Origin of the sequence: Hydrogenophaga sp. NH-16, assembly GCF_004006415.1 — a bacterium.
Classification (GTDB): Bacteria; Pseudomonadota; Gammaproteobacteria; order Burkholderiales; family Burkholderiaceae_C; genus Hydrogenophaga; species Hydrogenophaga pseudoflava.
The window spans coordinates 69,749-83,079 of the sequence record NZ_CP029344.1; the positions used below are offsets into that span (position 1 = coordinate 69,749).

The 13,331-nt window shown below is 67.0% G+C and carries 10 protein-coding genes and 2 tRNA genes; 6 read left to right on the forward strand and 6 right to left on the reverse strand.

Translation table 11 applies throughout. The features are described 5' to 3' along the window. Window positions 1-17 precede the first annotated feature (17 nt). The 3 genes from DD542_RS00320 to DD542_RS00330 are packed head-to-tail and all read left to right on the forward strand — an operon-like array spanning window position 18 to window position 4,765. Complete coding sequence (locus tag DD542_RS00320) at window positions 18-872, forward strand: ScpA family protein (protein WP_066149593.1); 855 nt, start codon at window positions 18-20, stop codon at window positions 870-872. Further along, window positions 869-2,470 (forward strand): L-aspartate oxidase, encoded by a 1,602-nt coding sequence (nadB, locus tag DD542_RS00325; protein WP_079367044.1) that lies wholly within the window; start codon window positions 869-871, stop codon window positions 2,468-2,470. The genes DD542_RS00320 and nadB overlap by 4 nt, the downstream gene beginning before the upstream one ends. A gap of 48 nt (window positions 2,471-2,518) precedes the next feature. Beyond that, entirely contained in the window at window positions 2,519-4,765 is a 2,247-nt protein-coding gene (locus tag DD542_RS00330) for a bifunctional (p)ppGpp synthetase/guanosine-3',5'-bis(diphosphate) 3'-pyrophosphohydrolase (protein WP_127802958.1), read from the forward strand. Between the two features lie 9 nt (window positions 4,766-4,774). Here the strand turns inward: DD542_RS00330 and greB are convergent, their stop codons facing one another. The 4 genes from greB to hrcA form a co-directional block, all read right to left on the reverse strand. Beyond that, window positions 4,775-5,407: a transcription elongation factor GreB gene (gene greB / locus DD542_RS00335; protein ID WP_079367046.1), complete on the reverse strand. Its 633-nt coding sequence runs from the start codon at window positions 5,405-5,407 to the stop codon at window positions 4,775-4,777. A gap of 1 nt (window position 5,408) precedes the next feature. Beyond that, window positions 5,409-5,485: transfer RNA gene (locus tag DD542_RS00340), tRNA-Arg, on the reverse strand. A 27-nt stretch (window positions 5,486-5,512) separates the two neighbouring features. After that, window positions 5,513-5,589 (reverse strand) — tRNA-Ile (locus tag DD542_RS00345). A 37-nt stretch (window positions 5,590-5,626) separates the two neighbouring features. Beyond that, window positions 5,627-6,646: a heat-inducible transcriptional repressor HrcA gene (gene hrcA / locus DD542_RS00350; protein WP_127802960.1), complete on the reverse strand. Its 1,020-nt coding sequence runs from the start codon at window positions 6,644-6,646 to the stop codon at window positions 5,627-5,629. 97 nt (window positions 6,647-6,743) lie between these two features. Between hrcA and DD542_RS00355 the strand changes: the two genes are divergently transcribed. From DD542_RS00355 to rapZ, 3 genes are read left to right on the forward strand one after another with little or no spacing between them, the layout of a single operon-like run. After that, window positions 6,744-7,661: an NAD kinase gene (locus DD542_RS00355; protein WP_066149577.1), complete on the forward strand. Its 918-nt coding sequence runs from the start codon at window positions 6,744-6,746 to the stop codon at window positions 7,659-7,661. A gap of 43 nt (window positions 7,662-7,704) precedes the next feature. Continuing rightward, window positions 7,705-9,351 carry a DNA repair protein RecN gene (gene recN / locus DD542_RS00360; protein WP_127802962.1) on the forward strand — a complete coding sequence of 549 codons (1,647 nt, stop codon included), beginning with the start codon at window positions 7,705-7,707 and terminating at the stop codon, window positions 9,349-9,351. Further along, on the forward strand, window positions 9,348-10,286 hold the full coding sequence (gene rapZ / locus DD542_RS00365) for an RNase adapter RapZ (protein ID WP_079367048.1): 939 nt from the start codon (window positions 9,348-9,350) through the stop codon (window positions 10,284-10,286). Before recN ends, rapZ begins: the two co-directional genes overlap by 4 nt. Before the next feature lie 7 nt (window positions 10,287-10,293). On the opposite strand, the gene mutY is transcribed toward rapZ, so the two are convergent. Together mutY and DD542_RS00375 are read right to left on the reverse strand one after the other, a co-directional pair. Beyond that, window positions 10,294-11,364 carry an A/G-specific adenine glycosylase gene (gene mutY, locus DD542_RS00370; protein WP_127802964.1) on the reverse strand — a complete coding sequence of 357 codons (1,071 nt, stop codon included), beginning with the start codon at window positions 11,362-11,364 and terminating at the stop codon, window positions 10,294-10,296. Beyond that, window positions 11,361-13,304, reverse strand: coding sequence for a dynamin family protein (locus DD542_RS00375; protein WP_127807234.1), 1,944 nt, complete (start codon window positions 13,302-13,304; stop codon window positions 11,361-11,363). The genes mutY and DD542_RS00375 overlap by 4 nt, the downstream gene beginning before the upstream one ends. Between the last annotated feature and the right edge of the window lie 27 nt (window positions 13,305-13,331).

Below are 13,331 nucleotides of genomic sequence, written 5' to 3' on the forward strand. Positions count from 1 at the left end.
GCCGTCCCGAGACTGCGATGAGCAACGAGGCCGGCGCACTCGATGCGCCCCCGGAGGGCCTGGATGCCGTGCTGCCCGACGTGGTCGACCAGGTGGCGCTGGCGCGCCTGTACGGTGAGCCGCTGTTCGACCTGCCGCGCGACCTGTACATCCCACCAGACGCGTTGCAGGTCTTCCTCGAGGCCTTCGAGGGCCCGCTGGACCTGCTGCTCTACCTGATCCGCAAGCAGAACTTCAACATCCTCGACATCCCGATGGCGGCGGTGACCCGCCAGTACCTGAGCTACGTCGACGAGATCCGCGCCAGCAACCTCGAACTGGCGGCCGAGTACCTGCTGATGGCGGCCATGCTGATCGAGATCAAGTCGCGCATGCTGCTGCCGCCCAAGAAGACGGCCGAGGGCGAAGAGGCCGAAGACCCGCGCGCCGAGCTGGTGCGCCGGCTGCTCGAATACGAACAGATGAAGCTGGCCGCCCAGCGCCTGGCCGAAGTACCGCAGTACGGCCGCGATTTCCTGCGCGCCCAGGTCTACGTCGAGCAGGCGCTGCAACCCCGCTTCCCCGATGTCAGTGCCCTGGATCTGCAGTCGGCCTGGCGCGACATCATGAAACGCGCCAAACTGGTCCAGCACCACAAGATCAGCCGCGAGGAACTGTCGGTGCGCGAGCACATGAGCATCGTGCTGCGCCACCTGCAGGGCCGCAAGTTCGTCGAGTTCGGCGAGCTGTTCGACACCACCCGCGGCCCGCAGGTCATGGTTGTCACCTTCATCGCCATGCTCGAACTGGCCAAGGAAACCCTGATCGAGCTGACCCAGGCCGAGGCCTTCGCGCCGATCTACGTCCGTCTGGCGTACACCCCTGCATCATGACCACCCACCATTTCGACGTCCTCATCATCGGCAGCGGACTCGCCGGCCTGACCGCCGCCCTCAAGCTGGCCCCCACCCACCGCGTGGCGGTCGTGACCAAACGCGGCATCTCGGACGGTTCCAGCAACTGGGCCCAGGGCGGCATCGCCGCCGTTCTGGCCGAAGGCGACAGCTACGCCTCGCATGTCGACGACACCCTGGTGGCCGGCGCCGGCCTGTGCGACCTGGAAGCCACCCAGTTCACGGTGGAGAACGCTCCGGCGGCCATCGCCTGGTTGCAGGAACTGGGCGTGCCCTTCTCCACCGAAAACGGCGAACTGCACCTGACCCGCGAGGGCGGCCACACCCACCGCCGCATCGTGCACGCCACCGACGCCACCGGCGCCGCCGTGCAGGCCACATTGAGCAGCCTGGCGCGCAAGACCCCCGGCATCACGTTCTTCGAGAACCACATGCTGGTGGACCTGATCACCGATGCCAAGCTGCCCGGACAGCAGCACGGCACCGCCACCCAGCGCTGCCACGGCGCCTATGTGCTGGACGTGGACCGCGACGAGGTCGAGACCTTCAGTGCGCCACACACCATCCTGGCCACCGGTGGCGCGGGCAAGGTCTACCTCTACACCACCAACCCGGACACCGCGACCGGCGACGGCATCGCAGCCGGCTGGCGCGCGGGCTGCCGGGTCGGAAACATGGAGTTCATCCAGTTCCACCCGACCTGCCTGTACCACCCGCACGTCAAGAACTTCCTCATCACCGAGGCCGTGCGCGGCGAGGGCGGCCAGCTCAAGCTGCCGCCCCACCTGGGCGGCCACCGCTTCATGCCCGACCACGACCCGCGCGCTGAACTGGCGCCGCGCGACATCGTGGCCCGGGCCATCGACTACGAGATGAAGAAGCACGGCCTGGACTGCGTGCACCTGGACATCTCGCACAAGAGCCCGGAGTTCCTGAAGGAGCATTTCCCCAACATCCTGGCGCGCTGCGCCGAGCTGGGCATCGACATCACGAAGGAGCCGATCCCGGTCGTGCCAGCCGCGCACTACACCTGCGGCGGCGTGGTGACCGATCTGGCCGGCCGCACCGACATCGAAGGCCTGTACGCGGTGGGCGAGACCACCTGCACCGGCCTGCACGGCGCCAACCGCCTGGCCAGCAACTCGCTGGTCGAGTGCATGGTGTTCGCCCAGGCCGCGGTCAAGGCCATCCACACCGCCACCACAACGTCCCGGCCCGAGATTCCCCTGTGGGACGCCAGCCGCGTCACGGACGCCGACGAACAGGTGGTGATCTCGCACAACTGGGACGAGCTGCGCCGCTTCATGTGGGACTATGTGGGCATCGTGCGCACCAACAAGCGGCTGGAGCGCGCGGCCCACCGGATTGCCCTGCTGCAGGGCGAAATCCAGGAGTTCTACGCCCAGTTCCACGTCACGCGCGACCTGCTGGAGTTGCGCAACCTGGTCCAGGTGGCCGACCTGATCGTGATGTCGGCCATGCTGCGCCGGGAAAGCCGCGGTCTGCACTACAGCCGCGACTACCCGGACAAGCTCCCGGAAGCCCGTCCGACCATCCTCGTTCCTCCCGCGCGCTGATCTTCCGCACCAGCAGTGGTGGTGAACGTCTCGCGCTACAGTAAGGGGATGATCACCGACCCCGGCAGCCTCGCCCCGCCTGCACCACAGGCCCATCCCGCCGCCAGCGCGGCGGCGGCGAGCTTTGCCGCGCTGCTGGGTCGGCTGGACTACCTGGGTGCGGCCGACATCGAGGCCATCCGGCGTGCCTACCGTTTCGCCGATGAGGCCCACCTGGGCCAGCTGCGCAAGAACGGCGATCCCTACATCACCCACCCGATTGCGGTGGCGGCCCAGTGCGCCGAATGGAAACTGGACGCCCAGGCGCTGATGGCGGCCCTGATGCACGACGCGATGGAAGACTGCGGTGTGAGCAAGGTCGAACTCGTTGAGCGCTTCGGCGCGCCGGTCGCGGACCTGGTCGATGGCCTGACCAAGCTGGAGAAGCTGGCCTTCGACACCCGCGAACAAAACCAGGCAGAGTCCTTCCGCAAGATGCTGCTGGCGATGGCCAAGGACGTTCGGGTCATCCTGATCAAGCTGGCCGACCGCACCCACAACATGCGCACCATGGGCGACATGCCGCGCAACAAGTGGCAGCGCATCAGCAGCGAGACACTGGAGATCTACGCCCCGATCGCGCACCGCCTCGGTCTGAATTTCACCTACCGCGAGCTGCAGGACCTCTCGTTCCGCTTCCTGCACCCCTGGCGCTACGAGGTGCTGTCCAAAGCGCTGAACAAATCCCGCACCCGCCGCAAGGACCTCATCGCCCGCGTGCAGAAAGAGGTGGAGGGCGCGTTTGCCCGCCACGGCATGCAGGTGCGCATCGTCGGTCGGGAAAAGACGCTTTATTCCGTCTACCGCAAGATGGACAGCAAGCACCTGTCGTTCTCGCAGGTGACCGACATCTACGGCTTTCGCATCGTGGTGCCCGAGCTGACCGACTGCTACACCGGCATGGGTCTGCTGCACCAGCTCTACAAACCGGTGCCCGGCAAGTTCCGCGACTACGTGGCCATTCCCAAGGTCAACGGCTACCAGTCGCTGCACACCACCCTGATCGGCCCCTTCGGCACCAACATCGAGTTCCAGCTGCGCACCCACGCGATGGACGTGGTGGCCGAGTCCGGCGTAGCAGCCCACTGGCTCTACAAGGCCAACGAGCCCAACAGCGACACCACCCAGCGCCTGGGCACACAGTGGCTGCAGTCCCTGCTGGACATCCAGCAGGAAACGCACGATGCCAGCGAGTTCTGGGACCACATCAAGATCGACCTGTTCCCCGACGCGGTCTATGTGTTCACGCCGCAGAGCAAGATCCTCGCGCTGCCGCGCGGTGCCACGGTGATGGACTTCGCCTACGCCATCCACAGCGGCGTGGGCAACCGCGCCGTGGGCGCCCGCATCAACGGCGAACAACGCCCGCTGCGCACAGAACTCGCCAACGGCGACGTGGTGGAGATTCTCACCAGCGAGTCCGCCGAGCCCAACCCGGCCTGGCTGTCCTTCGTCAAGACCGGTCGCGCGCGCTCCAAGATCCGGCACCACCTCAAGACGCTCGCACAGGAAAAGACACATCTGCTCGGTGAGCGCATGCTGGCGCAGGCACTGCGCTCCGAAGGCATCGCCCAACTCCCCGATGCCAGTGGCGAGCACAAGGCCACCTGGGACAAGCTGCTGCGTTTCACCGGCACCAAGTCGCGCGAGGAACTGCTGTCGGACATCGGCATGGGCAAGCGCATCGCCAGCATGGTGGGCAAGAAGCTCGCCGTGCTGCTGGCCGAAACCGGGCTCAAACCCGACGCGGTGCTCATCAGCACCGAGCGCTACGCCGCCGGTGAGGACGGCTCGGTTTCCCAGGGGGTCGTCAGTCTGGATGGCAGCGAAGGCCTGTCGGTCCAGTTCGCGCGCTGCTGCCAGCCGATCCCGGGCGACCGCATCGTGGGATATCTTGGCCGCGGCGAGGGACTGACGGTGCACACCGAAGACTGTCCCACCGGCAAGCGCCTGCTGGCGCGCGACGGTGAGCGGTTCCTCCAGGTCGAATGGGCCGATGAGCCCACGCGCCCGTTCGATACCACCGTGGTGGTCACCGTGACCAACGGCAAGGGGGTTCTGGCTCGCGTGGCCTCCGCCATCGCCTCGGCCGAGGCGGACATCACCCACGTGGACATGGGCGACGAGCCCGCACAGACGGCCACCGACATCCGCTTCTCCGTGGCCGTGCGCGACCGGGTACACCTTGCCGAAGTGCTGCGCAGCCTCAAGCGGACCACCTCGGTGATCAAGGCGCAGCGACTCCGCGCCAATTGAACGGCCGCATCAGCCCCCGGGCGCGGGATAGCTGACCGAAAGGATTTCCAGCTCCTGGCTTCCTCCGGGCACCACCAGCCGAACCAGATCACCCACTCGCGCCTTCAGCAGAGCGCGGGCCACGGGAGACACCCAGCTGATCTCGCCGCGGGAGCTGTCTGCCTCGTCCACGCCGAGAATGGTCACCGTGGTCTCCCTGCCCTCATCGTCCGCATAGGTCACGGTGGCACCGAAAAACACCTGGTCGCCGCCATGGTGCTGCGAGCAGTCCACCACCTCGGCGACTTCAAGCCGGCGCGTGAGAAAGCGGATGCGCCGGTCGATTTCGCGCAGGCGCTTCTTGCCATACAGATAGTCGCCGTTCTCGGACCGGTCTCCGTTGCTGGCGGCCCAGTGAACGATCTCGACGATGCGGGGCCGCTCGTCGTCGATCAGCGCCATCAACTCGGTCCGCAGCCGGTCGTAACCCGCTCGGGTGATGTAGTTCACCCCGGTCGGCAGCACCACCGGTTCGGGCAGTTCGTCGTCTGCGTCGGAGTCGGTTTCGCGGGTGAATGCTTTGCTCATGAAGGAACGGCCCGGGGAGAACGCTTCGGAGCGAAAAAGAAAAAAGCCCGCAGCTTGTGGCTGCGGGCTTTTCATTTGGTGCGGCTGGCAGGAATCGAACCCACGACCCCTTGGTTCGTAGCCAAGTACTCTATCCAGCTGAGCTACAGCCGCGAAGACATGCATTGTAGCACGGTTTTTTGGTAGGCCGTGTTGGGCTTGAACCAACGACCAAAGGATTATGAGTCCTCTGCTCTGACCAACTGAGCTAACGGCCCGACGAGGCCCGCATTGTAGGACGCAGTAACGCCCTGCTCATTTGTGGCTCAGGGCGTTGCTCACCAGCTTGGCGGTCACGTCGACGATCTGGATCATGCGGTCGTACGGCATGCGCTGCGGGCCGATGACGCCCAGCGTGCCCACCACCTGACCATCCACCTCGTAGGGCGCCGTGACGACCGACAGGTCTTCAAATGGCACGACATGGCTTTCGCCACCGATGTAGATGCGCACACCATCGGCCTGCGATGACACGTCGAGCAGGCGGATCAGCTGGGTCTTCTGCTCGAACAGATCGAACAGCTGACGAAGATGTCCCATGTCGCTGGAAAACTCGCTGACCGACAGCAGGTTGCGCTCACCCGAGACCACCACCTCCTCACGCTCGGCGCCCGCGTCGGCCCCGATGTCGACGGCAGCCTGCATCAGCGAGGCAATCTCGCCGCGCAAGGCCTCGACCTCGTTGCGCAGCCGCGCCCGCACTTCTTCCATCGTCAGGCCGGCGTAGTGGGCATTGAGGAAGTTGGCCGCCTCCAGCAACTGCGACTGGGTGAAATTCGCCTGGGTGTGAATGATCCGGTTCTGCACATCCCCGTCGGGCGACACCAGGATCACCAGCACGCGGCGCTCCGACAGGCTCAGGAACTCGATGTGCCGGAACACCGAGGCGCGCCGAGGCGCCATGACCACGCCCACATACTGCGACAGGCTGGAGAGCATCTGGGCGGCGTGGCTGATGACGCGCTGCGGCTGAGCGCCCGCCTCGATGCCGGTGGCGCCGATGTTCTCTGCACCCGAAATGTCCTCGCGCCGCACGGTGAGCATGGTGTCCACGAACAGCCGGTAGCCTCTGGCGGTGGGGATGCGCCCGGCCGAGGTGTGGGGGCTGGCGATGAGCCCCAGTTCCTCCAGGTCGCTCATCACGTTGCGGATGGTCGCCGGGGAGAGCTCCATGCCGGCCGCCTTGGCCAGCGTGCGGGAACCGACGGGTTGGCCGTCGGCGATGTAGCGCTCGACCAAGGTCTTGAGCAGAAGTTTGGATCGGTCGTCCAGCATGGCCCCATTTTACGGACGGTGCCACCCGAAAACAGGGAATGAGGACAAGGGTTTCCGGGGGGCCGACTGCCCTTTCCCCCTATGTTGTAATTTGCACATGACCCAGCCAGACACCCGCCGCCACGAGGCCTCTGCGCCGAAGCGCCACCTGCGATTCGCCCATGTGGCCATCGTCGGCAAGTACCAGGCACCCGGCTCTGGCAAGGTGGTCGAGACACTGGCCGAGTTCCTGCATGACGAAGGATGCGACGTCTCGCTGGAGCGGGACACCGCGCTCAACACCGGCCTGCTGCAATACCCGGCGCTGGACGTCCCTGCCATGGGCCGGTCCATCGACCTGGCGCTGGTGCTCGGCGGCGACGGCACCATGCTGGGCATTGGTCGGCAACTGGCCCGCTATGGCGTGCCCCTGGTGGGCATCAACCAGGGGCGCCTGGGTTTCATCACAGACATTCCACTGGGCGCCTACCAGGACAACCTGCGGGCCATCCTGCGCGGCGAGTTCGAGGAAGACCCCAGGTCGCTGCTGGCGGCCAGCGTCTGGCGCGACGGCCGCTGCGTGTTCGAGGCGACGGCACTGAACGATGTGGTCGTCAACCGGGCCGGCGTGGCCAGCATGATCGAACTGCGGGTGGAGGTGGACGGTCATTTCGTGGCCAACCAGCGCGCCGACGGTCTGATCATCGCCACCTCCACCGGATCCACCGCTTACGCGTTGTCGGCCGGTGGCCCGCTGCTGCACCCGTCTGTGGGCGGCTGGATCATGGTGCCGATTGCACCGCACACGTTGTCCAACCGGCCCATCGTGCTGCCCTCGCACTGCGAAGTGGCGGTCGAGATCGTCTCGGGCAAGGACGCCAGCGCCAACTTCGACATGCAGTCACTCACCAGCCTGCTCCACGGCGACCGCATCGTCGTGCGCCGCTCGGAACACACGCTGCGGCTGCTGCATCCGTTGGGCTGGAGCTACTTCGACACCCTGCGCAAGAAGCTGCACTGGAACGAGGGCGCCTGAGAGCGGTCAAAATAGCCGCCTTCCTTTCGTTTGTTCCGAAGCCATGAGCCTCCGACGCATCGTCTTGCGTGACTTCGTCATCGTGCCCTCGCTGGACCTCGATCTGGACCAGGGCTTCAACGTGCTCACCGGCGAAACCGGTGCCGGCAAGTCGATCCTCATCGACGCCTTGCAGCTGGCACTCGGTGCGCGCGCCGACAGCGGCGTGGTGCGCGAAGGCGCCACGCGCTGCGAGATCGCCGCCGAATTTGACCTGCCTGCTTCTCTGCGGCCCTGGCTGGATGAGCAGGGCTTTGCCGCTGCCGACGACAGCCTGCTGCTGCGCCGCACCGTCGACACCGAAGGGCGCAGCCGCGGCTGGATCAACGGCAGCGCGGCCACGATGGCCCAGCTCAAGGCCCTGGCCGATCACCTTGTCGACATCCACGGTCAGCACGCCTGGCAGAGCCTGACGCGCGCAGAAGCCGTGCGCGGCCTGCTGGACGCTTACGCCGGCGTCGACGCTACGGCGGCGGCGTCGCTATGGTCCGACTGGCGCCAGGCCCGCAAGGCGCTGGAGAGTGCGGCCGAGCGCCAGAACACACTGCAGCAGGAAAGCGAGCGACTGGCCTGGCAGATCGGTGAACTCGACAAGCTGCAGCCCCAACCCGGCGAATGGGAAGACATCAACGCGCAGCACAGCCGCCTGGCCAATGCGCAGGGCCTGATGGACGCAGCACGCGAAGCCGCTGCGGCACTGGACGATGAGGACAGCAGCGCCGCGTCGCTGATCCACCGGGCGCTGTCCGCGCTGCAGGCGCAGGCCCACCTGGAACCGGCCTTCAACGACGCCATCGAGGCGCTGCAGGCGGCCCTGGCCCAGGTGCAGGACACGGTGCACAGCCTGCACCACTACGCACGCCACACCGATCTGGACCCATCGGGGCTGGAGGCACTGGATCAGCGCCTGTCGCAATGGATGTCGCTGGCCCGCCGCTACCGCCGGCCGCCCGAAGAGCTGGCCGAGTTGCTCGCGGGCTGGAAGCAGGAGCTCGAAAGCGTCGACAAGGCCATGGATCTGGACGCCCTGCGCGCGGCGGAGCGCAAGGCCTGGGGCGCTTTCGAGGTTGAAATCAAGCGCCTGGGCAAGCTGCGCCAGCAGGCGGCGCCCAAGCTGTCCCGGGCGGTCACCGAGGCCATGCAGACCCTGGGCATGCAGGGAGGCCGTTTCGAGGTGGGCCTGCAGAAGCTGGAAGAACCGCAGGCGCACGGCTGGGAACAGGTCGAGTTCCTGGTGGCGGGTCATGCCGGCGTGAGCCCGCGCCCGGTCGGCAAGGTGGCCTCGGGCGGTGAGCTCTCGCGCATTGCCCTGGCGATCTCGGTGGTCACCAGCCGGCTGGGGCAGGCACCGACCCTGATCTTCGACGAGGTCGACTCGGGCATCGGTGGTGCCGTGGCGCACACCGTGGGGCAACTGCTGCGCCAGCTGGGCCGCGACCGCCAGGTGCTGGCCGTCACCCACCTGCCCCAGGTCGCTGCCTGCGGGGACCACCACCTGCTGGTGAGCAAGCGCCAGAGCGGTTCGGTCACGCACAGCACCGTCACCCCGATCACGCACGAACAACGTGTGAGCGAACTGGCGCGCATGCTCGGAGGCAACGACCGCTCGGAAGTGTCGCTGGCACACGCCCGGGAACTGCTGTCCGCATGAACACGCCGGACCCCGCCCAACCCCTCAAGCCGATTGAGCTGGTGCTGATCACCGGCATGTCCGGCTCGGGCAAATCGATCGCCCTGACCGCGCTGGAAGACCTCGGCTACTACTGCGTCGACAACCTGCCGCCCGAGCTGCTGGCCTCGTTCATCGCACTGGAGCAGAGCCACCGTGCCAGCAAGGTGGCGATTGCGATGGACGTGCGCAGCGCGGCCTCGCTGCCCGGGCTGCCCGCGCGCCTGGCCGAGATCCGGCACCAGCCCGGGCAGGATGTCCACCTCACCACGGTGTTCCTGGACGCTACCACCGACACGCTGGTGCGGCGCTTCTCCGAAACGCGCCGCCGCCACCCGCTGTCGCTCAAGCCGTCCAACGACGAGCACCGGGCGCTCACGGACGCCATCGAATATGAGCGCGAGCTGCTGTCGGAGCTGCGCGACCGTGCCCAGGTGCTCGACACCAGCCTGATCCGGCCGGCACAACTGCGCAGCCACATCAAGGAGCTGATCGGCGCCCAGCAGGCCCCGCTCACCCTGGTGTTCGAGTCGTTCGCCTTCAAGCGCGGCATTCCGATGGACGCCGATTTCGTGTTCGACGTGCGCATGCTGCCCAACCCGCACTACGAACCCGACCTGCGCCCGCTTACCGGACGAGACGAGCCCGTGGCGGCCTTCCTGGCGCGCCATGCCGAAGTGACGGCGATGCAAGAGCAGATCGACACCTTCCTGCGCCACTGGCTGCCGCACATGCTCGACGATCACCGGAGCTACGTCACCGTGGCCATCGGGTGCACGGGTGGACAGCACCGGTCGGTGTACCTCGTGGAACGCCTGGCCAAGGCCTTTTCCAGCGCCTGGTCCACGCGGCTGCGCCACCGCGAAATCGATGGCTGGCCCACGCCACCGGCGCGCTCCGCTTCAGCCAGCCCCTGACCGAGCCTCAGTCGGGAAGCTGCAGCAGCAGGCTTCGAACCGGCGCGGGCAGACCAACGTCGCTCAGTTGCTCCATCGGCACCCAGCGACCGTTCGGGATCACCGGCTCCGCCGCGCCCGGAACAAGATCGACCAGCACCGGATGCAGCCGCAGCTCGCGGTGGGTGAGCGCATGGGCCAGCGCAGGCAGGTGCCGGGCCGCTCCCGCGTGCTCACCCGCCACCGCCAGCGCCTGGGCGTCGTCTCCAGCCACCGGCACACAGTGCAGGCCTGCCCAGATGCCGCGCGGCGGCCGCCGCTCCAGCCAGATGGACAACTGCCCCGCCTCGGTCTTGCGCAATACCAGCAGCCACCAGCTCTCGTGTCGACGTGCGACCCGCTTCGTCTTCACCGGGAACCGGTCGGTGGTGCCTGATCGGCGCGCCTCGCAGAGCGCAGCCACAGGGCAGCGTTCGCAGGCGGGCTGCCGGAGCGTGCACACACCGGCCCCCAGATCCATGAGGCCCTGGGTATAGGCCACCATGTCGTCCGCCGAAGGGCGCTCGGGCAACAGCGACTGGGCCAGTTGCCACAGCTCCCGTTGGGCTCGGGCCTGTGAGAGATCCCCCTCGAAGGCCAGCAAGCGACTGAGCACCCGGCGCACGTTGCCATCGGCAATGGACACCCGTTCGCCGTGGCAGAAGGCGGCAATCGCAGCCGCGGTGGAATCCCCGATGCCCGGCAGGGTGGCCAGCACCGACGACGTGGCGGGGAAGTGGCCCCCATGTTCGGATACCACGGTGCAGGCACAGCGGTGCAGGTTGCGGGCGCGGCTGTAGTACCCCAGCCCGCTCCACAGGGACATCACCTCGTCCTCGGATGCCGCGGCGAGGGCATGCACGTCAGGAAACCGGCTCAGGAAGCGCGGGTAGTAGCCCAGGACGGTGCTCACCTGGGTCTGCTGCAGCATGATTTCGGACAGCCACACGCGGTAGGGATCGCGGGTGCCCTGCCAGGGCAGGCCATGCCGCCCGTCGCGGCGCTGCCAATGCACCAGAGCCGGCGCAAAGCCGGCGCTCACCGGGCCTGGAACCTTCATGCCTCGACCGCTTCGGCCGGGGCTGCCTCGGGTGATTCCAGCAACTGACCGGTCAGCTCCACCAGCTTGGCGTCGACCAGGTTGAGCTCGGCCTGTTGGGACTGCAGCTCGCGAATCCGCTCGTCCAGCCCGCTGGCGGCCTGCTGGATGCGCGACACCGCCTCAATGCGTCGACTGAAGTTGCGGCGGCGCTCGCGCAGTTGGGCATCCAGCTGGGCCGCGGCCGACTTGTTCCACAGTTCCACAGCGTTGACCGCCGTGTCGTAGACCACCCGCAACCGGCTCATCAGCGCCCGCGCCAGGCGCTCGCCGAACTCGGGCTGGGCGAGCCGCAGGGCGTTGCCCAGACTGAGGTACTGCAGGTGGCTCTTTTCAATGAGCTCCAGGTCTTTCAGGTACTGCTGAAGCTGCGGCGGCGTGGGCGGCTGCAGGGAGAAGCCGTACTCGGCGTTGAGCCCCTTGAAACTGCCTTCGAGCATCGACTGGATTTCAGACGCAAGCTGATCTGCCTTCAGAAGGTCGGCCCTCAGGAGTTCGAAGGTGTGCCCGTAGGCGCGGCGCACGCCCAGCTTGATGCCGGGCTGCTTCAGCGCCCGCGCCAGTTCCGTCACCCGCGACTTGAGATGGGAGTGCCCAAGCAGCGAGAACAGGTGCTTGAGCAGCCGCAGATGCACCGAGCGCACGGCCTGGATCTTGGCCCCACTGGCATCGAACTCGGCCTGCTCCTGTTCGATGCGCAGCCGCATCTGCTTGATCACCCCGGCGTTCTTGCCACGCAAGCCTTCGAGCTCCTGCACCTGCTCGACCAGGTCACGGGCACGGGTGTGCACCAGACGCCCGGTCTCCTGGCGCAGAGCCTGCATCGCGCTGGCCACCGCCGCGCCCAGAATCCGGCGGCGCTGGCCCAGCAGGTCGACGCCCAGCGCGGTTTCCAGTTCCATCAGGTTGCTCGCCTGCAGCAGGCGTTCGTCCCGGCTGACCTTGGCCAGCAACCCCTTCTGTGCGGACACCGCGATCACCTGCAGCGGCGACAGACCCAGCACATCGGCCGATTCGGTGCGCTGTGCGGCGATCTGCAGCTGCACCTGCTCGGGGGTGCTCAGCGCGTCCCACATCGTGTCGATCTTGTTGAGCACCACCAGCCGGCTGGCCTGGCCTTCGGGGAGCCCGGCGATGTGCTGGCGCCAGATGGCGAGGTCCGATTTGGTCACGCCGGTGTCCGCCCCTAGGATGAACACCACGGCGTGCGCCTGGGGCAGCAGGCTCACCGTCAACTCCGGCTCGGCTCCGATCGCGTTCAGCCCCGGTGTGTCCAGAATCACCAGCCCCTGCTTGAGCAGCGGGTGGGCCATGTTGATCAGCGCATGCCGCCACTTGGGCACCTCGATCATCCCGTCGGAGCCCATCACAGGGTTGTCGTCCGGCAACTCATCGTTCCAGAAACCCAGCGCGGTCGCTTCCGAACGGGTCACCCGGCGCACCTCGGCCACCTTCTGGATGGCGCGGGCCAGCTGCTGGGGATCGTTGACGTCCAGATCAACCCGCTCCCACTTGTCCGGCGCGTTGCGCCATTCCAGCAGTGATTTGGACTGCAAACGGGTCTCGATGGGCAACAGGCGCAGGCAGGGCGGGACTTCCGAGTCGTAGCCCAGCTCGGTGGGGCACATGGTGGTGCGGCCCGCACTGGCCGGCATGATCCGGCGTCCGTAGCCCGCGAAAAACACCGCGTTGATCAGTTCGGACTTGCCCCGCGAGAACTCGGCCACGAACGCAACCATGATCTTGTCGTTGCGGACCTGCGCGTGCAGCTGGTCCAACCGCTCGCGAACCCCTGCCTCCAGCAACTCGTGGTCCTGCAGCCATTCGGACATGAGCTTGAGGCGCAACGCAAACTGCCTGCGCCAGACGCCGTGGTCGTCGAATTCCTGGTTGAAGCTCATGGGCCGGTGGGGGAGTGAATCCATTCA